Source organism: Halomonas dongshanensis, assembly GCF_024790395.1.
Classification (GTDB): Bacteria; Pseudomonadota; Gammaproteobacteria; order Pseudomonadales; family Halomonadaceae; genus Vreelandella; species Vreelandella dongshanensis.
The window spans coordinates 602,393-626,263 of sequence record NZ_JAJISC010000002.1 but is presented as its reverse complement, the minus strand read 5'-3'; the positions used below and the strand labels follow the sequence as shown (position 1 = coordinate 626,263).

21 protein-coding genes and 5 tRNA genes are annotated in these 23,871 nt (G+C 61.3%); 18 read left to right on the top strand and 8 right to left on the bottom strand.

The window, feature by feature from the left end:
* Positions 1–7: 7 nt before the first annotated feature.
* Together prfA and hemA are read right to left on the bottom strand one after the other, a co-directional pair.
* Entirely contained in the window at positions 8–1,096 is a 1,089-nt protein-coding gene (prfA, locus tag LLY24_RS06320; RefSeq protein ID WP_259035434.1) for a peptide chain release factor 1, read from the bottom strand.
* Positions 1,093–2,406: a glutamyl-tRNA reductase gene (gene hemA, locus LLY24_RS06315; protein WP_259035433.1), complete on the bottom strand. Its 1,314-nt coding sequence runs from the start codon at positions 2,404–2,406 to the stop codon at positions 1,093–1,095. The genes prfA and hemA overlap by 4 nt, the downstream gene beginning before the upstream one ends.
* 321 nt (positions 2,407–2,727) lie before the next feature.
* Between hemA and LLY24_RS06310 the strand changes: the two genes are divergently transcribed.
* The 9 genes from LLY24_RS06310 to LLY24_RS06270 all read left to right on the top strand — a co-directional run bounded on the left by LLY24_RS06310 (position 2,728) and on the right by LLY24_RS06270 (position 10,127).
* Positions 2,728–4,500 (top strand): tetratricopeptide repeat protein, encoded by a 1,773-nt coding sequence (locus LLY24_RS06310; RefSeq protein WP_259035432.1) that lies wholly within the window; start codon positions 2,728–2,730, stop codon positions 4,498–4,500.
* A gap of 104 nt (positions 4,501–4,604) precedes the next feature.
* Positions 4,605–5,237, top strand: a complete 633-nt coding sequence (gene lolB / locus LLY24_RS06305; protein ID WP_259035431.1) for a lipoprotein insertase outer membrane protein LolB — start codon at positions 4,605–4,607, stop codon at positions 5,235–5,237.
* Positions 5,238–5,245: 8 nt separating this feature from the next.
* A complete protein-coding gene (ispE, locus tag LLY24_RS06300; RefSeq protein ID WP_259035430.1) occupies positions 5,246–6,097 on the top strand; it encodes a 4-(cytidine 5'-diphospho)-2-C-methyl-D-erythritol kinase in 852 nt (283 codons plus the stop codon).
* A 29-nt stretch (positions 6,098–6,126) separates the two neighbouring features.
* Positions 6,127–6,201 (top strand) — tRNA-Gln (locus LLY24_RS06295).
* Between the two features lie 58 nt (positions 6,202–6,259).
* Entirely contained in the window at positions 6,260–7,201 is a 942-nt protein-coding gene (locus LLY24_RS06290; protein ID WP_259035429.1) for a ribose-phosphate pyrophosphokinase, read from the top strand.
* A gap of 100 nt (positions 7,202–7,301) precedes the next feature.
* On the top strand, positions 7,302–7,937 hold the full coding sequence (locus LLY24_RS06285) for a 50S ribosomal protein L25/general stress protein Ctc (RefSeq protein WP_259035428.1): 636 nt from the start codon (positions 7,302–7,304) through the stop codon (positions 7,935–7,937).
* A gap of 137 nt (positions 7,938–8,074) precedes the next feature.
* Positions 8,075–8,674 (top strand): aminoacyl-tRNA hydrolase, encoded by a 600-nt coding sequence (pth, locus tag LLY24_RS06280; RefSeq protein WP_259035427.1) that lies wholly within the window; start codon positions 8,075–8,077, stop codon positions 8,672–8,674.
* A 137-nt stretch (positions 8,675–8,811) separates the two neighbouring features.
* Positions 8,812–9,903: a redox-regulated ATPase YchF gene (gene ychF, locus LLY24_RS06275; RefSeq protein ID WP_259035426.1), complete on the top strand. Its 1,092-nt coding sequence runs from the start codon at positions 8,812–8,814 to the stop codon at positions 9,901–9,903.
* A gap of 147 nt (positions 9,904–10,050) precedes the next feature.
* Positions 10,051–10,127 (top strand) — tRNA-Met (locus LLY24_RS06270).
* Positions 10,128–10,199: 72 nt separating this feature from the next.
* On the opposite strand, the gene LLY24_RS06265 is transcribed toward LLY24_RS06270, so the two are convergent.
* Positions 10,200–11,504, bottom strand: coding sequence for a M18 family aminopeptidase (locus LLY24_RS06265; RefSeq protein ID WP_259035425.1), 1,305 nt, complete (start codon positions 11,502–11,504; stop codon positions 10,200–10,202).
* Between the two features lie 137 nt (positions 11,505–11,641).
* On the opposite strand from LLY24_RS06265, the gene LLY24_RS06260 reads away from it, so the two are divergent.
* The 3 genes from LLY24_RS06260 (at position 11,642) to LLY24_RS06250 (ending at position 16,080) form a co-directional block, all read left to right on the top strand.
* Positions 11,642–13,738, top strand: a complete 2,097-nt coding sequence (locus tag LLY24_RS06260; RefSeq protein ID WP_259035424.1) for a carboxy terminal-processing peptidase — start codon at positions 11,642–11,644, stop codon at positions 13,736–13,738.
* A gap of 212 nt (positions 13,739–13,950) precedes the next feature.
* Positions 13,951–14,928 (top strand): DUF1852 domain-containing protein, encoded by a 978-nt coding sequence (locus LLY24_RS06255; protein ID WP_259035423.1) that lies wholly within the window; start codon positions 13,951–13,953, stop codon positions 14,926–14,928.
* Positions 14,929–15,051: 123 nt separating this feature from the next.
* Positions 15,052–16,080 (top strand): methionine synthase, encoded by a 1,029-nt coding sequence (locus LLY24_RS06250; protein ID WP_259035422.1) that lies wholly within the window; start codon positions 15,052–15,054, stop codon positions 16,078–16,080.
* 157 nt (positions 16,081–16,237) lie between these two features.
* Here LLY24_RS06250 and LLY24_RS06245 read toward each other — a convergent pair.
* From LLY24_RS06245 to LLY24_RS06235, 3 genes are all read right to left on the bottom strand, one after another.
* Positions 16,238–16,313: transfer RNA gene (locus LLY24_RS06245), tRNA-Asn, on the bottom strand.
* A gap of 31 nt (positions 16,314–16,344) precedes the next feature.
* A tRNA-Asn gene (locus LLY24_RS06240) sits at positions 16,345–16,420 on the bottom strand.
* A 30-nt stretch (positions 16,421–16,450) separates the two neighbouring features.
* Positions 16,451–16,526: transfer RNA gene (locus tag LLY24_RS06235), tRNA-Asn, on the bottom strand.
* A 182-nt stretch (positions 16,527–16,708) separates the two neighbouring features.
* On the opposite strand from LLY24_RS06235, the gene miaB reads away from it, so the two are divergent.
* The 6 genes from miaB to LLY24_RS06205 all read left to right on the top strand — a co-directional run bounded on the left by miaB (position 16,709) and on the right by LLY24_RS06205 (position 22,621).
* Entirely contained in the window at positions 16,709–18,052 is a 1,344-nt protein-coding gene (miaB, locus tag LLY24_RS06230) for a tRNA (N6-isopentenyl adenosine(37)-C2)-methylthiotransferase MiaB (RefSeq protein ID WP_259035530.1), read from the top strand.
* Between the two features lie 123 nt (positions 18,053–18,175).
* Positions 18,176–19,261, top strand: coding sequence for a PhoH family protein (locus LLY24_RS06225; protein ID WP_259035421.1), 1,086 nt, complete (start codon positions 18,176–18,178; stop codon positions 19,259–19,261).
* Positions 19,258–19,734, top strand: coding sequence for an rRNA maturation RNase YbeY (gene ybeY, locus LLY24_RS06220; RefSeq protein ID WP_259035420.1), 477 nt, complete (start codon positions 19,258–19,260; stop codon positions 19,732–19,734). Before LLY24_RS06225 ends, ybeY begins: the two co-directional genes overlap by 4 nt.
* Positions 19,735–19,840: 106 nt before the next feature.
* Positions 19,841–20,725, top strand: coding sequence for a CorC family transporter (locus tag LLY24_RS06215; RefSeq protein WP_259035419.1), 885 nt, complete (start codon positions 19,841–19,843; stop codon positions 20,723–20,725).
* A 38-nt stretch (positions 20,726–20,763) separates the two neighbouring features.
* Positions 20,764–22,248, top strand: coding sequence for an apolipoprotein N-acyltransferase (lnt, locus tag LLY24_RS06210; RefSeq protein ID WP_259035418.1), 1,485 nt, complete (start codon positions 20,764–20,766; stop codon positions 22,246–22,248).
* A gap of 31 nt (positions 22,249–22,279) precedes the next feature.
* Complete coding sequence (locus LLY24_RS06205) at positions 22,280–22,621, top strand: hypothetical protein (protein ID WP_259035417.1); 342 nt, start codon at positions 22,280–22,282, stop codon at positions 22,619–22,621.
* 75 nt (positions 22,622–22,696) lie between these two features.
* On the opposite strand, the gene LLY24_RS06200 is transcribed toward LLY24_RS06205, so the two are convergent.
* Positions 22,697–23,278 (bottom strand): SCO family protein, encoded by a 582-nt coding sequence (locus LLY24_RS06200; protein WP_259035416.1) that lies wholly within the window; start codon positions 23,276–23,278, stop codon positions 22,697–22,699.
* A 37-nt stretch (positions 23,279–23,315) separates the two neighbouring features.
* Positions 23,316–23,780 (bottom strand): copper chaperone PCu(A)C, encoded by a 465-nt coding sequence (locus LLY24_RS06195; protein WP_259035415.1) that lies wholly within the window; start codon positions 23,778–23,780, stop codon positions 23,316–23,318.
* Positions 23,781–23,871 lie beyond the last annotated feature (91 nt).

Sequence of the window (23,871 nt, the reverse complement as noted above, 5' to 3'; positions counted from 1 at the left end):
ACTTATCTCAACCGGCCTGCAGAGCAGCAAGCTGTTCGGCCTGGTACTCGTGCACCAGCGGGTCGATCACTTCGTCGAGCTGCTCGCCACTGATGACCTCGTTGAGCTTGTAGAGCGTCAGGTTGATGCGGTGATCGGTGATCCGGCCCTGAGGGAAGTTGTAGGTACGAATGCGCTCGCTACGGTCGCCCGAGCCCACCAGCGAGCGGCGCGTATCGGCCTGCGTCTGGCGCTGAGCGTCTTCGGCGTTCTGTTTGAGGCGCGCCGCCAGCAGCGACATCGCCTTGGCGCGGTTCTTATGCTGGCTACGCTCCTCCTGGCACTCCACCACCACGCCGGTGGGCAGGTGGGTGATGCGAATGGCCGAGTCGGTGGTGTTGACGTGCTGACCACCGGCGCCGCTGGAGCGGTAGGTATCGACCCGCAAATCAGCGGGATTGATGTCGATGGCGCCTACTTCGTCGACTTCCGGCATGATCGCTACGGTACAGGCCGAGGTGTGGATACGCCCCTGAGACTCGGTGGCAGGCACCCGCTGGACGCGGTGCGCCCCCGACTCGAACTTGAGCCGCGCATAGACGCCATCGCCCTTCACCCGCGAGATGATCTCTTTGTAGCCACCCATCTCGCCGTGGTTGGCGCTGACCACCTCGACGCGCCAGCCGCGCTTTTCGGCGTAGCGCGAATACATGCGAAACAGATCCCCCGCAAACAGCGCCGCCTCGTCGCCGCCAGTGCCGGCGCGCACCTCGAGAAATACGCCGCGTCCGTCGTCCGGGTCCTTGGGTACCAAAAGGCGCTTGAGCTCTTCGTCGAGCTCGCTCAGGCGCACCTTGCCCTCTTCGAGCTCGAGTTCGGCCAGCTCGCGCATATCGGCGTCGCTATCCTTGGCGAGCTGCTCGGCGGCGTCCATGTCCTCCTCGATGCCGCGATAGCGCGTCCATGTCTCGACCAGCGCCTCCAGCTCCGAGTACTCGCGGGAGTAGTCGCGAAAGCGCTGCTGGTCACCGATCACGTCAGGGTCGGAGAGCAACATGGCGAGCTCTTCGAAGCGGTCGGCGAAGTTGTCGAGACGATGGCGCAGGGTATCTTTCATGCGGGCGAATTATCCTTTTGACGCTCGGCCGGAGCAGCCGCAGCGGTTTCGAAAGCGGGTCGCGGCGGCATTAGCAAGCGCGGCGCGGCGTCCAGCACAGCGTGCTCCTGCTCGGCGGCGGCCTTGCGAATGGCCTGAGTGGGGTGGTGCAGCAAGCGGTTGGTGAGCTGGTGCGCCATGCGCTCGATCACCTTGGCCGGATCCTCTCCCCGGGCAAGGCGCTCCAGCGCCTCCTCCCGCGCCACGTCGCGCAGCGCTTCGCCGTGCTGGCGATAGTGTCGAATCAATTCACTGCCTCCACGCAGGCGTCGCTCGCTCTGCCACGTGCCGACGCCATGCTCGATCAGCGATTCGGCCTGATCGGCGGCGACCTGACGGTGGCGGCGATTCTCGGCGATCACCTCTTCGAGATCGTCGACGGTATAGAGGAAGACATCGGCCAGGTCGCCGACTTCGGGCTCGATATCGCGAGGCACGGCGATATCGACCATGAAGATGGGGCGATGACGGCGCTTTTTCAGCGCTCGCTCCACCATACCCTTGCCCAGAATGGGTAGCGGCGAGGCGGTCGAGGAGATCACGATATCGGCCTGCTCTAACGCCGCGGGAATGTCCGGCAGCGTGATCGCGGTACCGCCAAGGGCGGCAGAGACCTTTTCTGCCCGCTCGATGGTGCGATTGGCGACCGTTAGTTGGCGCACGCCCGCTTCGAACAGGTGGCGCGCGACGAGTTCGATGGTTTCACCGGCACCGATCAGCAGCGCCTTAGAGCGACTGAAATCATCGAAGATGCGGCTGGCCATGCTGACCGCAGCGTAGGCCACTGACACCGGGTTCTTGCCGATCTCGGTTTCGGTGCGCACCTGTTTGGCTACGGCGAAGGTGTGCTGAAACAGCCGTTCGAGCTCGCCGCCAAGCCCCTTGGCCTGACGCGCCTGCTGGTAAGCATCCTTGAGCTGACCAAGAATCTGCGGCTCGCCCAGCACCATGGAGTCGAGTCCGACCGCGACGCGCATCAGATGGCGCGCGGCGTCGTTATCCAGATAGTGATAGGCCGCGCGCGCCAGCTCGTCGCTGCGCAGGTTGTGAAAACGCCCCAACCATTCGAGTACGGTCTGCTCGCCCGCCGTCTCGGTGATGCAGTAGAGCTCGGTACGGTTACAGGTCGAGAGCACGGCCGCTTCATGAACGTTGGGCAGGCCGCGCAGCTCGACCAACGCGCTTTCGAGCTGGGTCGGCGTAAAAGCGACCTGTTCGCGTACGGCCACGCTGGCGGTACGGTGGTTGATTCCCAGGGCAAGGAGCGTCATGCGGTGTACGTCTTCGCTAGTAGATCGGTCGTCGTCACATCAATGGCTTGGTCGGCGTGCTTGTGCGGGCCACGGTGGCAGGCCACTGCCACTGCATGGTGCCCCCAGCCCACTTTCTCAAGTGGCGTTTGCAAGGACTTTTTCAAGGAGGAAGATTCTACCACATCAGGTTATCATCTGGCTCACGCCACTTTGCCGCAGCCGGGCAAGCCGCTATGCTGAAAACTCGGCCATCTGATAGAGAGACGCATGCCCCTACGCTCGTCGTTACGTTCGTCGTTTTCTCCACGCGCCCTGCGACGGGGCTCCCTGCGGTCATCGATGCGGCTCCCCACGCTCTGGGCGCCGATGGCGGCTGCGCTTCTATTGAGCGGCTGCCAAACGTCCGTCTCCTTCGAACACGGAAGCCTTCCGGCGTTCACCAGCGATCCGCTCGAAAGCGCTCCTCCCGTTGCCCGCGGGCTTGATGCCAGCGGCCTCAGTACGCTGCTCGGCGCCGAGCTTGCCGGGCTTCGCGGTGATTATCGCTTTGCCAGCCACAACTACCTAGCCGCTGCCCAGCGCTATAGCGCACCGGCGCTCGCCGAGCGCGCCACCTTCGCGGCTCGCTTTAGCAACGACCCAGGGCTGATCGAGGCCTCGGCGCTGCGCTGGCGCGAGCTCTCGCCGCAGGCCGAGACGCCTAACCAGCTGCTCGCTGCGCTGTCGATGCAGCGCGGCGACTGGATGGCAAGCCTGGAGCAGCGCCTGACCATCACCGAGGCCGGTGGCTATGGCGATCTGGCCACCTTTGCCGAAATCGCCGCCAGCGAAGAGGCGCCGCTCGCCCCCCTGCTAGCGCGCCTTTATACCCACCTCGATGCGTCAGGCGCCGAAACACTCGAACACCACGACGATGCCCTGCTGGCGACGGCGCTGCTGGAAGCGGCATCGGGCGAGCTTGCAGCCGCCCAAACGCGCCTACAGGGACTCATGCAGAGCGACCCGGAGAACCCGGCGCTGTGGTACGCTAAAGGCCAACTGGCGCTGGAGAGCGGAGACAACGCAGGTGCGCGCCAAGCCGCCCGTGAGGGGCTCGAACTCGCCCCTGACGACGTGCGCTTCATTTTACTGCTGGCCCAGGCCGAGATTCGCCTCAACAATATCGAAGCCGCCGAGGCGCAAACCGATGCCCTGCTCGAAAGTTACGGGGCCAGCGCCGAGCTGCGCCTGGCGCTGGCCCAGCTCTATCTCGAAGAGGGCCACCCCGAACCGGCGCATCGTCTGCTTCACGCCTTCATTGGTCAGCCGGACATTCCCAACCTGGCCTACTACCTTTTAGGCAGCATCGAGCAGATGCAGGGCGATACCGATACGGCCCTGCTCTACTATCGCCAGGTGGGCGAGGGTGACGAATTCCTTCCCTCACGCGCCACTGCGGCGCGCATGCTGATCGACGAAGACCGTTTTCTCGACGCTCGCGCGTTTTTGCGCATCGAGCGCATGCGCAGCGAAACCTACTTCAACGATCTTCTACTCCTAGAGATCCAACTGCTCGACGAGCAGGGGCGAAGCGCCGATGCCGACGCCCTGCTCGATCGCGAACTTGCGCGCACGCCCGATGATTCGCCGCTGCTTTATCTGCGCGCCATGCGCGCCTGGGAGGCGGGCAACCTTGATGCCATGGAGACGGACCTGCGCCGTATCCTGCAAAAAGAGCCCAACAACGCCTTAGCCCTCAACGCGCTCGGCTTCACCCTGGCCGATGCGAATCAGCCCGAGCGCCTGGACGAGGCGCGCGAGTTGATCGAGCGCGCCTATACGGCAGACCCCAACAATCCGGCGGTGCTGGATAGCATGGGCTGGGTCTACTACCGCCAGGGCCAACCCGAAGAGGCCCTGCCCTGGCTCGAAAGCGCCTATGCGCGCATGCCCGATCAAGAGATCGCCGCGCACTTGGCCGAAGTGCTGCACGCGCTGGGGCGCAGCGAAGAGGCGCGCCAGCTGCTCGATGAGTTCATGCAGCGTACAAGCGACCACCCGCTGATCGACGAGCTACTGCTGCGTTTTCCCGAGCTAATGCCCGCGGGGCTCACATCCGAGCCATCGACGTGAGGGCTAGCTACGTGAGCCCTCGTACCACCACAACCATCATGCTTCACTACTAACGGCCGAACCGTCACTACCTTTTCGTCATCACCTTTACATGGAGTTCTCTTATGCTGACGCTTTCTCGCCCTTTTAACCTCGACCTTCGCCCCACGCGCTGGCTGGCGCTTATCGCCATCGCGGCGCTTGCAGGCTGCGCCAGCCAAGCCCCCGTGGATGACGGCGGCCGCCAGGCAGGCCAGTGGGAGCGCCAGCAAGCCGAGGTCGACGCCTTCGACACTTGGAATCTGGTGGGCAAAGCGGGCCTGCGTACGCCCGATGAGTCGACCAGCGCCAACCTCGACTGGAACCAGACCCCCTACTACTTCCGCATGCTGATCAGCGGCCCCTTCGGCGGTGGGCGCAGCGTCCTCGAAGGCCGCGAAGGTCGTTTCTCGCTAACCACGGGCGAAGGCCGCTTCGAGGCCGAAACCCCGGAAGCATTAATGGAAGAGCAGCTTGGCTGGTCCCTACCGGTACGTGCCATGCCCGACTGGGTGCGCGGCCTGCCCGGCGATCACGCAAGCTTTCAGCTCGAAACCGACGAGTTCGGCTTCCCCAGCCACCTGAGCCAAGACGGCTGGGAGATCGACTACCGCGACTGGGCCGAGGTCGAAGATCTGTGGCTGCCGCGCCGTGTGGTGATGAACTACGACGACCTGCGCATTACCCTGGTGGTCAACCAGTGGCGCTCTAACGACTAAGGCTCGGTATGCCCGCTTCACTCACGCTGGCCGCACCGGCCAAGCTCAATCGTATGCTCCACGTCGTCGGCCGCCGCGCCGACGGCTACCACGAGCTGCAGACCCTGTTCCAACTCATCGACCTCGCCGATACCCTTACCCTCACGCGGCGCGACGATGGCGTCATCGAATTACTCACGCCTGTGGCGGGCGTCGCGCACGCCGACAACCTGGTCGTACGCGCAGCAAAGCGCCTGCAAGCCCATACGGGGTGCCGGTATGGCGCCAGCATCGCCCTCGACAAAAAGCTGCCCATGGGCGGCGGGCTCGGCGGCGGAAGCTCCAATGCCGCCACCGTACTGGTCGGCCTCAACGCGCTGTGGTCGCTCGATCTTCCCCTTACCACTCTGGCCGAGCTTGGCCTTGCACTTGGCGCCGACGTACCAGTCTTCGTGCACGGTCGCAGCGCCTGGGCCGAGGGCGTAGGTGAGCGCCTGACCCCGGTCACGCTGGATACGCCCTGGTTCGTGGTCGTCCATCCCGGCGTCAGCGTCTCCACGCCCGCGATCTTTCAAGCCCCAGAATTGACACGCGATACGCGCCCCATTAGTATGGCGCGCGCACTGCAGGGGGGAGCGCCGACATGGCGCAACGACTGCGAAGCTAGCGTTCGAGATCGCCATCCGCCCATTGCCGAGGCCCTCGACTGGCTGGCACAGCACGCACCCAGCCAATTAACCGGCACGGGCGCCTGCGTATTTGCGGTGTTCGACACTCAAGCCGATGCCCACGCCGTGGCCGATATGGCCCGCGTGAAATGGCCAAGCTGGGTGACGCGCGGCATCAACACCTCTCCTCTGCACGCTGCTCTGGGCTGCTGAAAGCGCCCGCCCATCGACTCGGATACTGCTGGGGTATCGCCAAGTGGTAAGGCACCGGTTTTTGGTATCGGCATTCCCAGGTTCGAATCCTGGTACCCCAGCCAATCTGTCGTCGAGGCGTGCTTTCTCCCCCGATCCCCAACACTGCAAAGGTGGCTGCGCGTGTCAAAATTGATGGTCTTCGCCGGGAATGCCAATCCCGAACTCGCTCACAAGATTGCCGAGAGCCTGGATAGCCGGATGGGTAACGCCACCGTCGGTCAGTTCAGCGATGGCGAAATTGCGGTCGAGATCAATGAGAACGTGCGCGGTAAGGACGTCTTCGTCCTGCAATCCACCTGTGCACCGACCAACGACAACCTGATGGAACTGATCCTGATGATCGACGCCCTGCGTCGTGCATCGGCAGCGCGCATCACGGCGGTCGTACCCTACTTCGGCTACGCACGTCAGGATCGCCGCGTGCGCTCCGCGCGCGTTCCCATCTCCGCCAAGGTCGTGGCGGACATGATGGTCAAGGCGGGCGTCGACCGGGTCATGACCATGGACCTGCACGCCGACCAGATCCAGGGCTTCTTCGATGTGCCGGTGGATAACGTCTACGGCTCGCCGATCCTGCTCGACGACATCGAGCGCCAGAACTACGACGACCTCGTTGTCGTCTCGCCTGACGTAGGCGGCGTCGTTCGCGCTCGCGCCATCGCCAAGCAGCTCAACGCCGATCTCGCCATCATCGACAAGCGTCGCCCCCAAGCTAACCAGGCCCAGGTGATGCACATCATCGGTGAGATCGAAGGCCGCACCTGTGTCGTGGTCGACGATATGATCGATACCGCCGGCACGCTGTGCAAGGCGGGTGAAGCATTGAAAGACCACGGCGCGAAGCGCGTCGTCGCCTATGCCACTCACCCGATCTTGTCTGGCCCGGCGGTGGATAACATCACCAACTCCGTACTCGACGAAGTCGTGGTGACCGACACCATCCCGCTGGCCGAGCATGCACGCCGCAGCGGTAAAATTCGTCAATTGAGCGTTGCCGGTCTGATCGCCGAGGCGATTCGTCGGGTCAGCAACGAAGAATCCGTCAGCGCGATGTTCCACTGATCGCGCGACGAAACGGTCTCGCGCAAGCGGGGCTTTCGGGAACGTCGTTATCTGGTCGCGGGTAGCGGCGTTTCCTTACTTTAACCAAGAGGCACATACCATGTCCGATTTCACTCTTAATGCCAGCGTTCGTAACGACCTGGGGAAAGGTGCGAGCCGCCGCCTGCGTCGTGCGAACCAACTCGTTCCGGCCGTTGTGTACGGTGGCGAGAAGGAAGCGCAGGCCATCTCCGTTGAAAAGACCTCCTTCTACAAAGCGATCGAAGACGAGTCTTTCTTCTCTTCTGTTATCACCCTGGTGATCGACGGCAAGAAAGAGCAAGTGGTCATTCGTGACCTGCAGCGCCACCCCTTCAAGCCCCTGCTGACGCACGCTGACTTCCTGCGCGTCGACGCGACTCACGAAATCACCATCAACGTGCCGCTGCACGTAGTGGGCGAAGAGAAGTGCGTAGGCATTAAGGACCAAGGCGGCGAACTGCACGTTCTGGCCAACGAAGTGTCCATTAGCTGCTTGCCGAAGGACCTGCCGGACTACCTCGAAGTCGACATCAGCGCCGTCGAACTCGGCACTACGCTGCACCTGTCCGACCTCAAGCTGCCGTCTGGCGTCAGCTCCGTCGACCTGGCGCATGGCGCCGAGCACGACAACGCCGTTCTCAGCATCACCAAAGTGAAAGTCCGCGGCGGTGACGACGAAGCAGAAGCAGACGACGCCGAAGCTGGCGACGAGTAATCGCACCCAGGGCCATGCTTGCATGGTCCAGCAGTGCTAAGATCAAGCGCTTCGGCGCTTGATCTTTTTTTTGCCATCGAAAATTTTCTACCGACATATTTTCATCGACATATTTTCATCGACATAGGGAGGCAGGGATGAGCCACGTAACAGCGATCATTGGGCTTGGAAACCCAGGACCGGACTACGCCGCCACCCGTCACAACGCGGGCTTTTGGCTAGTAGAGGCGCTGGCGCGCGAGGCGGGCACCGAGCTTCGTCCCGAAAAGAAGTTCTTGGGCCTTTATGCCAAGGCGCGCCTTGGCCAGCACGAGGTTCACCTGCTCAACCCCACCACCTTCATGAACCGCAGCGGTGGCGCCGTGGCCGCCCTTACCCAGTTCTACAAGCTCGCGCCCGAGAATTTGCTAGTGGCTCACGATGAGCTGGACTTACCTCCCGGTCAGGCACGCTACAAGACAGGCGGCGGGCACGGCGGCCATAACGGGCTGCGCGACATCATCAGCGCGCTGGGCAACCAGAAGCAGTTCCACCGCTTACGCATCGGCATCGGCCATCCAGGTGAGGCCAAACAAGTCGTGCGCTACGTGCTCAACCGCCCCGGCAAGAGCGAACAAGAGGCCATCGACCGCGCGCTCGACGAGTGCCAAACCACCCTCCCCCAGGCACTGGCAGGCGATTGGGCCAAGGCGATGAACCGCCTGCATAGCCTCAAACCCCAAGCCAGCGAGTCCTGAACCTCAGGCATAGGCGCGCATGGCTGGTCGCCGCGCGCCCCTTCTCGTAAAATGGCCGCCACTTTTATCGGCTGGCGCGCGCCCTACTCGCTCATCCTGCCGATACCTCATTCGCCAGATCATTTCAGGAATCACTCATGGGCTTTAACTGCGGCATCGTCGGCCTTCCTAACGTCGGCAAATCCACCCTCTTCAACGCGCTGACCAAATCGGGCATCGATGCAGAAAACTTCCCCTTCTGCACCATCGAGCCCAACGTTGGCATCGTGCCGATGCCCGACCCGCGCTTGGACAAGCTGGCCGAGTTGGTCAAGCCCGAGAAGGTGCTGCCGACCACGATGGAGTTCGTCGATATCGCAGGCCTCGTCGCGGGCGCCTCCAAGGGCGAAGGCTTGGGCAACAAGTTTCTCGCCAACATTCGGGAGACCCAGGCCATCGCCCACGTCGTGCGCTGCTTCGATAACGACAACGTCATTCACGTAGCCAACCAGGTCGATCCGCGCGCCGATATCGAGACCATCAACCTCGAACTCGCCCTGGCTGATTTGGATACCGTCGAAAAGGCAAGCCAGCGTCTCGTGCGCGTGGTCAAAGGCGGCGATAAAGACGCCATCGCCACCAAAGCGGTGCTCGACAAGATCCAGCCTCATCTGGCCGAAGGCCTGCCGCTACGTAGCTTCGCCCTCGATGACGACGAGAAGCGCCAAATCAAAAGTTTCGGCTTTCTGACGCTGAAGCCCACCATGTACATCGCTAACGTCAACGAAGATGGCTTCGAGAATAACCCCTACCTCACCATCGTCGAGGAGATCGCCGCGGCGGAAGGCGCCGTAGTGGTGCCGGTGTGCAACCAGCTCGAAGCCGAAATCGCCGAGCTCGAAGACGAAGAGCGCGCCATGTTCCTCGATGAGATGGGCATGGAAGAGCCGGGGCTCGACCGCGTCATCCGCGCAGGCTATGCCCTGCTCGGCCTCCAGACCTACTTCACCGCCGGGGTGAAGGAAGTCCGCGCCTGGACCGTGAAACAGGGCGCAACCGCCCCCGAAGCCGCCGGCGTCATCCACACCGACTTCCAGAAAGGCTTCATCCGCGCCGAAGTCATCGCCTACGACGATTTTGTTAGCCTGGGCGGCGAGCAAGGCGCCAAAGACGCAGGCAAATGGCGCCTGGAAGGCAAAGAGTACATCGTCAAGGACGGTGACGTGGTGCATTTCAGGTTCAATGTTTGAGCTAAACGATCCAACGAAGCCCCGCCTCGGCGGGGCTTGGTGTATTCGCCCATATTCGCGGCACTAATTCGGCAATTCCCGCCCATTATCAAGAGGCCAAAGGCTTGACGCCGCGCAGGAATCTGATAATATTCGCCCCCGTTGAACGGCTACGTAGCTCAGCTGGTTAGAGCACATCACTCATAATGATGGGGTCCCCTGTTCAAATCAGGGCGTAGCCACCAATGAATACCGAAAGCCCCGCTGACATCGTCAGCGGGGCTTTTTCGTGTCGTGGTTTTTTATTCAAACACGGGTTATGCCAACGTTGGGCGGTTCAGGAAAAGCGTCAAGGCGCGGGTCAGGTGGTTGATGTCGTGGGTGCCTGCGGTTTCGCGAATAGAGTGCATTGCCCACTGCGGCACGCCAACGTCGATGGTCGGCACGCCCACCTGAGTGGCGGTGATGGGCCCAATGGTGCTGCCACAGCCCATGTCGGCGCGGGTGACGAATGCTTGCACCGGCACATTCGCCTCTTTGCAGACATCGCGAAACAGCGCGCCGGTCACGCTGTTGGTGGCGTAGCGCTGGCTCGCGTTGACCTTGATCACAGGGCCGCCATTGATCAAGGGGCCGTGGCGCTCGTCGTGCTTGTCGCGAAAGTTCGGGTGCAAGGCGTGAGCGTTGTCGCAGGAGATCATCAGCGACGACTGAATCAGCTGGATCAGCGATTCGTCGCTGCCCTTGCCTACCTGGGCATTGAGCCGTTTGAGTACGTCGGCCAAAAACGGGCCTTGGGCGCCACAGGCGCTGGCGCTACCCACCTCTTCGTGATCGTTGGCGACCAGCAGCGCCCCCTGCTCACCGTCGCACGCAAGTAGCGCCTCTAAACCAATAAAGCACGACAGCAGGTTGTCGAGCCGGGCGCTGGCGATCAGCTCACTCTGAATGCCCACCACGGCCGACGGCTGCACGTCGTAGAAACCGAGCTCGAAATCCACCACCTCGACATCCTCAAGACCATGCTCCTCTTCGAGCCAGCCACCCAAGAGCGCATCGAGATCGACGCCGTCGCTTTGCATCAGCACGGGGGCCATCTGCGTTTGAGGGTTGATCGCGCGCCCGGCGTTGACGTCACGATCCAGGTGAATCGCTAGGCTTGGAATGGTGGCGATGGGTCGCGCCACGTTGAGCAGCACGCTCGTGAGCCGACCATCGGCGTGGCGGACGTGCACGCGCCCGGCAAGCCCCAGGTCGCGATCAAACCAAGGCGCGAGCAATACGCCGCCATACACCTGCACCCCAAGCTGCAGCCAACCCGCCGAACGCTGCGTGGCCTCGGGCTTCAAACGCAGCCCCGGGCTATCGGTATGCGCCCCGATCATACGCAGGCTAGAGAGCCCTTGTACTGGCAGCTGAAAGGCGATGATCGAGGAGTCGTTGCGGGTCACGTAGTAGCGCTTACCGGGCGACAGCTGCCAGTCGGCCTTCTCTTCCAGACGTTCGAAACCGCCCTGCTCCAGGCGCGTGGCCATCGATTGAGTGGCGTGCCAGGGGCTTGGCGAGTTCGAGAGAAAATCACACAGCCGCTGGGTGCGTTCCGCATTGAAAGCCTGGGACATGAAATTCCTCATTAGGATAATGATTGAGTCTCATCGAGCAGGTGACCTGCTACAATGCTGCTTCGGCCCCGCAACTCATACGCTGGCCGAGGGTCTAGGGAAGATTGAGTGTACACAATTCCAGGAGAGCTTGACTGATGAGCTTGTTTGTAACGCTATCGCGTTCGGTCGCTCTGGCGCTGATGCTGGTCGTGACCAGCACTACGGCGCAAGCAGCGCTTAAGCCGACCGACGAACAGCGCCAGGCAGCGGTGGAAGTGGCCGATGCCCTGCACTATGGTCACTACGCCGATATCACTTTCGACGAGGCGTGGTCACAAGAGGCGTTCCAGAGCTACCTGGATTTTTTGGACGGTCAGCGCGCTTACCTTTTACGCCGTGACATCGACCCTTACCGCCACCTCGAAGAGGACATGGCGGAGGTGCTCTTCGAGGGAGACCTAGACGAGGTTTTCGACCTCTACGAGCGTCTCAACCAGCGCCATACGGCACGCCTCGAGTGGCTACTGGAAAAACTCGACGAAGGCATCTCATTCGATTTCGACAGCGATGAGCGTATCGAGATCGATCGCGAAGATACGCCCTGGGCCAGCCGCGAAAGCGAGCTCGACGAGCTCTGGCGCAAGCGCCTGGAGAACGACGCTCTCACCCTGGCCCTGGCCGATCAGGACGAAGAGCAAGTCGTCGACAACCTGCGTCAGCGCTACGAAGGTCAGCTCACTCGCCTTCGCCAAGCCGAGGCCGAGGACGTGTTCGGCATCTTCATGGCGGCGGTGACCAGCACCATCGACCCGCACACTAACTATCTCTCTCCGCGCCAGAGCGAAAGCTTCGACATTCAGATGAGCCTGTCGCTCGAAGGCATCGGCGCCCTGCTCCAGGCCGACGGCGAATACGTCAAGGTAGCAAGCCTTGTTCCCGGTGGCCCAGCTGACCGCGCCGGGCTGCTCGAGCCGGCCGATCGCATCATTGCCGTGGGCCAGGAAGAGGGCGATATGGTCAACGTCATCGGCATGCGCCTGGACAACGTCGTCGACCTCATTCGCGGTCCCAAAGGCTCCACCGTGCGCCTGGACGTCGTGCCCGCCCAAGCAGTGGACATGACCCGCTCGCATACCATCGAAATTACCCGTGATACCGTCAGTCTCGAAGACCAGGCGGCGCATGGTGAGATAATCGAGGTCGAGCGCGACGGCGAACCGCATCGCCTCGGCGTGATCAACATCCCTACTTTCTACGTCGACTTCGACGCCTGGCAGGCGGGTGAAGAGGATTATCGCAGCACCACGCGCGATGTCTCCCGCGAGATCGAGCGGCTCAAAGAGGAAGGCGTCGAAGGCATCGTGCTCGATTTACGCAACAACGGCGGCGGCGCGCTGCAAGAAGCCAACTCGCTGATCGGCCTGTTCATCGACCGCGGCCCCACCGTGCAGGTGCGCGACGCCCAAGGGCGCATCAACCTCTACGGCGATACCGATAGCGGCACCCTGTACGATGGCCCGCTAGGCGTGCTGGTTAACCGCCTCTCGGCCTCGGCATCGGAGATCTTTGCCGGTGCCATTCAGGACTACGGCCGTGGCCTCGTGCTCGGTACCACCACCTTTGGCAAGGGCACCGTACAGACGCTGAGCGATTTGAGCCACGGCCAGATCAAGCTGACCCGGGCCAAGTTCTACCGCATCTCGGGAGAAAGCACCCAAAATCGCGGTGTCGAGCCTGACATTCCCTTCCCCAGCCTGATCGACCCCGAGCGCATCGGCGAAAGCAGCCTGGATAACGCCTTACCCTGGGATACCGTGCAAAACGTGCAGTATCGTCGCTACGGTGAGCCCGAGCGCTACCTGGCTACGCTCAACGAACGCCACGATGCCCGTGTGGCCGAAAATCCCAACTTCCGCTACCTGGAGCGTCAGGCCAATCTCGCTCGCCAGCTGCGTGAGCAGCAAACCAGCGTTAGCCTGAACCGCGAACAGCGTCAGCGTGAAATGGAAGCGCAGGAAGCCGAGCAGCTCTCGCTCGAAAACCAGCGCCGCCGCGCCCTTGGCATGCCGGAGCTGGATGAGTGGGCCGATGCCCGCCTCGACCCGACGAACGACGACGCAACGGACGAAAACGCTACCGAAGAGGACGAAGAGGAGATGCCGGTAGACCGCGCTCACGTACTCGAGTCGGCCGAAATTCTACTCGACTACGCCCACCTGCAGCATATGCACCAGCTCGCTCGCAAACGCTAAACTGATGCGATAACTGCAGCTCCCTCACGACGCCAGCCTTAGGGCTGGCGTTTTTTGTCGACTGTATGAATAACCTTCATCTTGTATCTGAAATAAAGTCACTGTCACTCATACGAAGGTTCGGGTATAAAACACTCATCGCTTATATCGAAAGCCCTTATTACGCTTTTTTGCGGCTTGCTTTCATCACCGCCTTCAGGATGCCGACCACGATGAGCCAAGAGTTTACCTTTACCGTCAAACGTATTCGGTTCGATGAAAACTATCATCCCGCCGATAGCACGCGCATCACCACCAACTTCGCCAACCTGGCGCGTGGCGAGAGCCGCCAGGAAAACCTGCGCAACGCCTTGACGATGATCGATAATCGCTTCAACGCTTTGGCCCATTGGGACAACCCTAAAGGTGATCGCTATACCGTTGAGCTCGATATCGTCTCCGTCGGTATGGACATCGAAGGTAAAGGCGACGCCTTCCCCATGATCGAAGTGTTGAAAACGCACATCGTCGATCGCCATACCCAGCAGCGCATCGAAGGCATCGTCGGCAATAACTTCTCCTCCTACGTGCGCGACTACGACTTCAGCGTACGGCTGCTCGAGCACAACAAGGGCCAAGCGCAGTTCAGCATTCCTGACAACTTTGGCGACTTACACGGCAAGCTCTTCCACTACTTCTTGAACTCCGCCGCCTATCAGGAGAACTTCGCCAAGCCGCCGGTGATCTGCCTTAGCGTGTCAGATAAGAAGACTTACCACCGCACAGCCAATACGCACCCCGTGCTTGGCGTCGAATACCTGCCGGACGAGTCCTCACTGACCGAGCAGTACTTCAAGAAGATGGGCTTGGAGGTGCGCTACTTCATGCCGCCGCATAGCGTAGCCCCGCTGGCGTTCCACTTCGCGGGCGATCTGCTCAACGATTACACCAACCTGGAACTCATCAGCACCATCAGCACGATGGAGACGTTCCAACGCATCTACCGCCCCGAGATCTACAACGCCAATGCCCCAGCAGGTGATATCTACCAGCCGCAGCTGCACAACCATGACCACTCGCTGACGCGCATCGTCTACGACCGCGAGGAGCGCAGCCGTCTGGCCATCGAGCAGGGCCACTATGCGGAGGAGTATTTCATCAAGCCTCACCAAGAAACCCTCGATCGGTGGGCGGCGAGCTATAACCGTTAACGATCTCAGATAAACAGCTCAGCTAGCGACGCCAACTAGCATATCGTTGTCGTCGACTAGCACTCGACTGGTTAGAAACGGGCTCTTTGATTTACCCCTGGCTATATAACAAGGTCATTGATCATGAAAAAGTTACTCCCCACGTCGACGGCTGGCAGCCTACCCAAACCGTTATGGCTGGCGCAGCCGGAGACCCTGTGGTCGCCATGGAAGCTGCAGGACGAAGAACTGATCGAGGGCAAGCAGGACGCCCTTCGCGTATCGCTGCAAGAGCAGCAGCGCGCGGGTATCGATATCGTCAGCGACGGCGAGCAGACACGCCAGCACTTCGTCACCACCTTCATCGAACACTTGAGCGGCGTCGATTTCGAAAACCGCCAGACGGTCAAGATTCGCGACCGCTACGATGCCAGCGTGCCCTCGGTGGTAGGCGACGTCAGCCGCCAGAAGCCGGTCTTCGTCGACGACGCCAAATTCTTGCGCCAGCAAACCGATCAACCCATCAAGTGGGCCCTGCCGGGGCCGATGACCATGATCGATACGCTCTATGACGGCCACTATAAGAGCCGTGAAAAGCTTGCCTGGGAATTTGCCAAGATTCTCAACCAGGAAGCCAAGGAGCTCGAAGCCGCCGGTGTCGATATCATTCAGTTCGACGAACCCGCCTTCAACGTCTTTTTCGATGAAGTGAACGACTGGGGCATCGCGACGCTCGAACGCGCCATCGAAGGGCTGAAATGCGAAACCGCCGTGCACATTTGCTACGGCTACGGTATCAAGGCCAATACCGACTGGAAAAAGACCCTGGGCTCCGAGTGGCGCCAGTACGAAGAAGTCTTCCCCAAACTGCAGCAGTCCAATATCGATATCGTCTCGCTCGAGTGCCAGAACTCGCACGTCCCTATCGATCTCATCGAGCTAATTCGCGGTAAGAAGGTGATGGTAGGCGCCATCGACGTTGCCACCAACGCTATCGAAACGCCCGAAGAGGTCGCCGAGACGCTACGCAAGGTGCTGCAATTCGTCGACGCAGATAAGCTCTACCCCTGCACCAACTGCGGCATGGCCCCGCTCTCCCGTTCCGTGGCCCGAGGCAAGCTGAACGCCCTGAGCGCAGGTGCAGAGATCGTGCGCAGAGAACTCTCGGCTTGAGTGCTCGCGCTTAACCCAGGCGTTATCCACGCCCCCTTGCCCAAACCGGCCAGGGGGCGTTTTCATCTGGGTAGATACAGTAACGCACACGAAAAACGCCTTGGAGCGATAGGCTCAAGACGCAAGAAATATAAGAAGATATAAGGCTAGCCGCCGTTGGCTCCTCGAGCAGGACTCGAACCTGCGACCCAATGATTAACAGTCATTTGCTCTACCAACTGAGCTATCGAGGAACAGCGGAAATAGGCGGTACTGAAAGGCGATTGGCTCCTCGAGCAGGACTCGAACCTGCGACCCAATGATTAACAGTCATTTGCTCTACCAACTGAGCTATCGAGGAACATCGATTACCGCGCTGTGTTCAAGGGATTGGCTCCCCGAGCAGGACTCGAACCTGCGACCCAATGATTAACAGTCATTTGCTCTACCAACTGAGCTATCGGGGATCCGCTCAAACACGGTGCGTAGTATACCCATTAAGAAACAATGGTCAAGCCTCATTTGGCGTCAGCGCTAGCTCCCGGTAGGCTGTGTCCGTATAATGCCCCGATTCACGCGGTATGCCCGCACGACGCTATCCGCCCGCGCGGCGGGCGAATTCATGACGACCCACAGACGACAGGTACCGATGGCGAAGAAGCTCTTCATCAAAACGCACGGCTGCCAAATGAACGAGTACGACTCCGCCCGCATGGCGGACCTGCTCGGTGAATCGCACCGGCTCGAACTGACCGATAACGAGTACGAGGCCGACGTCATTCTGCTTAACACTTGCTCCATCCGCGAAAAGGCGCAGGAGAAGGTGTTCCATCAGTTAGGACGATGGAAGAAGCTGAAGGAAGCCAACCCGGATCTCGTCATCGGCGTGGGCGGTTGCGTTGCCAGCCAAGAAGGCGACGCCCTACGTAAGCGCGCGCCCTACGTCGACATGGTCTTCGGCCCCCAGACGCTGCACCGCGTACCCGCGATGTTGGATGCGCGGCGTCAGAATCAGATTGCGGCGGTGGACGTCACTTTCCCCGAAATCGAGAAGTTCGACCACCTGCCCAAGCCCAAGTCCGATGGCGCCTCGGCGTTCGTCTCGGTAATGGAAGGGTGCTCTAAGTACTGCACTTTCTGCGTGGTGCCCTACACCCGGGGTGAAGAAGTATCGCGCCCCTTCGAAGACGTCATGGAAGAGGCTTTTCATCTGGCCGAACAGGGCGTGCGCGAAATCAATCTTCTGGGCCAGAACGTCAACGCCTACCGTGGTGAGAACGAAGACGGTGACGAGATTGACCTGGCCGAGCTGATTGCCTGCATTGCCGCCATCGACGGCATCGATCGCATCCGTTTCACCACCTCGCACCCGGTCGAGTTCACCGATAGTTTGATCGACGCCTTCGCCGAAATTCCCGAACTCGTCAGCCACCTGCACCTACCCGTGCAGTCCGGCGCCGATCCGATTTTGAGCGCGATGAAGCGCGGCCACACCCGCGACGAGTACATCGCTAAGATGGAGCGTATTCGCGCCAACCGGCCCGACATCAGCTTCTCCTCGGACTTCATCATCGGCTTTCCCGGCGAGACCGATGCCGACTTCGAGGCGACGATGGACCTCATCCACCGCATCGGCTTCGATCACTCGTTCAGCTTCGTCTATTCGGCGCGCCCTGGCACACCCGCCGCAGCGCTGCCCGATGACACCCCCGAAAGCGTCAAAAAGCAGCGTCTTTCCATCTTGCAGGATCGCATCAACCAGCAGGCGATGCAGATCAGCCGTCGCATGGTGGGAACGACCCAGCGCATTCTGGTCTCCGGCTTTTCGCCCAAGGACCCGGGCCAGCTCTCTGGGCGCACCGAGAACAACCGCGTGGTCAACTTTCGCGCCGCCAACCCCACCGAGCTCATCGGCTACTTCGTCGATGTCGAGATCACCGAGGCGCTGCCCAACTCGCTACGGGGCGATCTGATCTCTCCCGAGCGCCACTAACGCCCTGTCATGGGTTCGCCCGAGCCCATGACGCCGATCAGCAAACTTAACCCAAGCAATTGCCCCAACTGCGGTGGGGCATTAAGCTGAAATCACACCCACCACAGCATGGATCGATCACTCTTGAGCCAGCCATCATCTCAGGCCAATCGCATCATCACCCTAAGCCTTGAACCCAACGATCCGCAGCGTCTTGCCAGTCTGTGCGGTCAGCAGGATGAGCACCTGAAGCTGATCGAGAGTCGTCTGGATGTCACGCTGCGCAATCGCGGCAATATCTTCCAACTCGCCGGTGCCGCCAACCGCGTCAAGGCGGCGGCCAACGTCGTCGAGCACCTCTACCGCGAAACGGCGGCAAGTGAGCTCACGCCCGACACCGTTCACCTGTTTCTGCAGGAGTCGGGCCTCGAAGCGCTCGCCGAGGATGACGAGGACAACAACGACGGCGACGTGGTCATGCGCACGCCGCGTGCCATGATCAAGCCGCGCGGACTCAACCAGCAGCGCTACGTCAGCAGCATTCGCGAACACGACATCAACTTCGGTATTGGTCCGGCAGGCACGGGTAAAACCTACCTTGCCGTTGCAGCGGCGGTCGAGGCGCTCAATCAGCAAGAGGTGCGCCGCATTCTGCTGGTGCGTCCAGCCGTCGAGGCGGGTGAAAAGCTCGGCTTTCTGCCCGGCGACCTGGCCCAGAAGATCGACCCTTACCTGCGCCCGCTCTACGATGCGCTGTACGAGATGATCGGCTTCGAGCAGGTCGCCAAACTGATCGAGCGCCAAGTGATCGAGATCGCCCCGCTGGCGTATATGCGCGGGCGCACGCTCAACAACGCCTACATCATTCTCGATGAGAGCCAGAACACCACGCCCGAGCAGATGAAGATGTTTCTGACCCGTATCGGCTTTGGCTCTACCGCCGTCATCACTGGCGACGTTACCCAGGTGGATCTGCCGCGCGGCCAGCGCTCGGGCCTGATTCAGGTCATGGACGTGCTCAAGGAGACACCAGGAATCGGCATGACCCACTTCTCGGCCAAGGACGTGGTGCGCCACCCGCTGGTCCAGCGCATCATCGAAGCCTACGACGTCTTCGAGTCGCAGCAGGAAGTCGAGGAGCGCGCCCGCCGCGAAGCCCGTCAACAGGAGCGCGAAGCGCGCATGCTCCAGGCCCGCGACGGTCTCTCACCTGGCGCCAGCGGCCAATGAGCGGCCCTTTGATCGACCGGCAGATTGCCCTGACAGATATCGACGAGCACGCCGCTGAGCTACCTACGCTCGATGAGCTCACCCAATGGGTGAGCCGTGTGTTTGCCCACCATCCCGACGACGAGCGCTGGGAGCTGACCATCCGGCTGGTGGACGAGGCCGAAAGCCAGATGCTCAACCGCGACTATCGGGATAAGGACAAGCCAACCAACGTGCTCTCCTTCCCCTTCGAAGGGCCGCCCGGCGTGCCCTTGCCGCTACTGGGCGACCTGGTGGTCTGCCATGCGGTGGTCGTACGCGAAGCCGAAGAGCAGAGCAAACCTCTGGCGCATCACTACGCCCACATGGTGATTCACGGCACGCTGCATCTAATGGGTTACGATCACATCGATGATGACGACGCCGAAGAGATGGAGGCGCTCGAGCGAGTGCTTCTAGCCGAGTTCGATATCCCCGACCCTTATCTCGCCTAACCCGCGTTGGAGCGGGGCTGGCATCTGGGCGTGTCGAGTGATACAACGTCATGGCCCGCCGCTTGGCGGCCATGGCGACGACGCCCGCAACCAAGAGAATTGACGAATGAGCGAAGACCGATCGAGCACACCCAATCAGAAATCCTGGCTCGAGAAACTCTTTGGCGCACTCTCCGGAGACAGTGACGAACCCAGCTCGCGCGACGAGCTCATGGCCTTTTTGCGCCATACCGCCGGTAAACTCCGGCTGGACAACGACGCCCTCACCATCATCGAGGGGGCGCTGCAAATCAACGACCAACAGGTGCGCGAGATTCTGATTCCGCGCTCCCAGGTCACCGCCATCACCCTGGACCAAACCAGCGATGGCTATCTTCCCTTGATCAAGGAAACCGGCCACTCACGCTATCCGGTGGTTGGCGAAAACCTCGACGACGTCAAGGGCATCCTGCTGGTCAAAGACCTGCTACCGCTGCTGTCACAAACCCAGGAGCAGCGCGACCGCTTCCAGCTCGAAGACGTGCTCCGCCCGGCCATGTTCATTCCCGAATCCAAGCGGCTCAACAGCCTGCTCAAGGAGTTTCGCGATACCCATAACCACATGGCTATCGTGGTCGACGAGTATGGCGGTACCGCCGGTATCATCACCATCGAAGATATCCTCGAACAGATCGTCGGCGACATCGAAGACGAACACGACACCGACGAAGAAGAGGACATCCGCGAGCTGGGTGACGGCCTTTACGCCATTCGCGCCCTGACCCCCATCGAAGACTTCAACGAGCACTTCGATGCCGACTTCTCGGACGAGGAGTTCGATACCCTCGGCGGCTTGGTGATGCAGCAGTTCGGCCACCTGCCCCGTCGCGGCGAGCAGACCACTCTCGGCGGCTGGCGCTTTACCGTCCTCAACGCCGACAACCGCCGTATTCGACTGCTCGAGGCCTGCCCCGTCAGCGCCGTCGATACCGTGGACGAGCGCGACGCCTAACGCGCCTTTCCTCTCCACGCATCCCACAGGATATTCTCATGCGCTTGACCTCTTTCCTGCTGGTCCAGATGGTCGCGGCCCTACTCGCCGGCGTTTTCACGACGCTGACGGCCTCCCCCTTCGAGCTCTGGTGGCTTGGACCTATCGCCATGGCGCTGATGTACTGGGGCATTCACGCACTCTCTCCGGCGCAAGCAGCGCTCAAGGGCTGGCTCTACGGCGTCGCGCTCTTCGCCACTGGCGCCTCCTGGGTCTATGTGTCGATTCACGACTACGGCTATACCAGCATGCCGCTGGCGCTGTTTCTCACCGCTCTGTTCGTCGTGGCGCTGGCGCTGTTCTACGCCGTCACGCTGTGGCTTTACCGCCGGCTGAGCGGCCCCCGGCTCGCCCTTCTCACCTTCGCTGGAGCTTGGGTGCTGGGCGAGGTGCTGCGCACTTATTTGTTCACCGGCTTTCCCTGGCTGCTTCTGGGCGCAAGCCAAGTCGACTCTCCGCTGGCCTCCTGGGCGCCGATTGGCGGCGTCTACTGGCTATCGCTGCTCGTGGTCTTGAGCGGTACGCTCGTGGCTGAGCTAGTGCACCGCCGCTGGTGGGCGCTTGCCCCCCTCGGCGCCATTTGGCTGGTGCCCTTGGCGCTGCCAGCGCAGTGGACCACGCCCGTCGCAACGCCAACCCGCGTGGCCCTGCTACAGGGCAACCTACCCCAACTGATAAAGTGGACGCCCGAAGGGCAGCGCTTGGCCGCCAATACCTACAGCGCCCTGACAGCTCAGGTCGCTGATGACGCTGATCTCATCATTTGGCCCGAAACGGCCCTACCGATGACCGAGACCCAGGCACGCCCGGTGCTCGAACGCGTCCAGGCCAATCTACCCAGCGGCACCGCCCTGCTCACCGGCATCGTCCAAATCGATCCCGAACAGCGCTTTTTCAATAGCGTCATCGGCGTGGGTGACGTTAGCGGTAGCTATCAGAAAGAGCACCTGGTGCCCTTTGGCGAATACCTGCCGCTCGAGCGCGTTTTGCGCGGCGCCATCGACTTCTTCGATCTGCCCATGTCGAGCTTCACCAAGGGCGATACGCATCAATCTCCCATGCAGGCGGCGGGCGTGGCTATCGGTAACGCCATCTGCTACGAGATCATCTATTCGGAGCTCGTCGCACGCCGCGCCCAGGAGAGCGACGTGCTGCTCACCGTGTCCAACGACACCTGGTTCGGCGCTTCGATCGGGCCCCATCAGCATTTGCAGATGGCACGCCTGCGCGCGCTGGAGAACGGCCGCTACGTACTGCGCGCCACCAGCAACGGTATTACCGTGATCGTCGACCCGCGCGGCGACGTCGTAGCGCGGGCACCGCAGTTCGAAACCACGGCCCTCGTAGGCGAGTTCTACGCCATGCAGGGCAACACGCCGTTCACCCGTATCGGTAGCTGGCCAACGTGGTTGCTCGCTGCCTTGATGCTGGTGCCGGGACTTCTTTCCCGGCGCGCCGGGCGCCGGCCCGGTTCGCTTTCTTGACTCCCTTTAAGGCAGTGGCATAATGACCTCCATGACCAGATCACGCCCCTTCCTACTGCTTGTCGTGGCACCGTTGGTGTTCACCGCCCTCATCGGTGGCATCATCTTCGGCAGCCAGGCGCTCTCCAGCGACAGCGTCGATAACGACATTAAAGCTGCCATTGCGGCCGAGCTTGACCTGCCCGATGACGCCATCGAACTCTCCTACCTTCAGGAAGTGCAGTATGGCTACGGTATCTGCGGGCTCTATCAGTCTGAAAGCTCCGAACGCGGCGCCGCTTCGTTTTTCTACGACACCACCAACCATCGCCTGACGCTCGACGTCAATTCACGCGCTTATACGTCCAACTGCGGCCTCTCCGTCGCCTGTTGATCCGCCGCGTCGAATAGCGATGACAAAAAGGCCGGGTAATCACTTACCCGGCCTTTTGCGCTCAGTTTTTTATCATCAGCTTTTTGAAATCAGCGTCCTGAGATCGCCCAGAATGTCTTGGGGCGAGTGACTGTCGCGCGCCAGGAATTGGGCGTGGCCCTCTTCATCGAAGGCAAAGATCGCGCTCGAGTGGTTGACGATGTAGTCGCCGTACTCGTTGGGTTCTTCGTACTCGTAGGCGATGCGATAGCGGTTGGTCAGCGCATCGATATCCTCGCGCTCGCCGGTAAGGCCCGTAAACTCGGGGCCAAAAGCACCAACGTAGCGCTTGAGCACCTCCGGCGTATCGCGCCCTGGATCGACCGAGACGAACAGCACCTGCACCTCGTCGCGCACGTCTTCGTCCAGCTGATTGATCACCGACCCCAGCCGCGCCAGGGTGATCGGGCACACGTCAGGGCACTGGGTATAGCCGAAGTAAACCAGCGTCGTCTTACCGCGATAGGCCTCGGCCGTCACCGCCTCACCGTCGTCGTCGATCAGAGCGAAATCCAGCGGCGGCATGATTTCGGTGATATCCGTAGTACGCCAGCTCGGATCGTCACTGCACCCGGCAAGGCAAAGCGTTGCCACAATCGGCAACCATAACCTTCTCATCGTTCGCCTCCTCGTGGCCACATGTAAACACCAAGCCTCAAAGCGCGGTGGGCGATACGACGTCGAAGGTGACGGGCAGCGTCGTGTCGTCGGCAAAGCGCAGCGTCACATCAACTTCATCGCCCACGTTCACTTCCTGGGTGCGGCGCATGAGCATCAGGTGGTGCCCTTTGGGGGCGAACTCGATGCTGGCACCGGGCTCGACCTCGACCGCTTCCAGCTCGTGCATGTGCATCATGCCGTCGTGCTCCATGCTCTCGTGCACTTCGACGGCTTCGAACGCCGGGCTTTCCGCGCCGACCAGGCTAATGGTCTCGTCGCTTGCGTTGTGCAGGGTAAAGTAGCCTGCGCCGGGAGTATCACCGGGCAGGATACTCAGGCGCGCATCGCTCACGTCGATATCCGCCGCCTGAGCGGTGGCGACTGCCGCGCAAAGCGCAGCCAAAGAGAGCGCGGGGAGAAGAGTACGGCGCACGGCGCGTAGGGCGTGGGTAGTATTCATCGCAGAGACCTCTGGATAGGAGAAAACATTCCCATTCTACCCATTCGCGCCCGGGTTTATTACCCAGGCGCGACTGCCAAACTGCGACAAT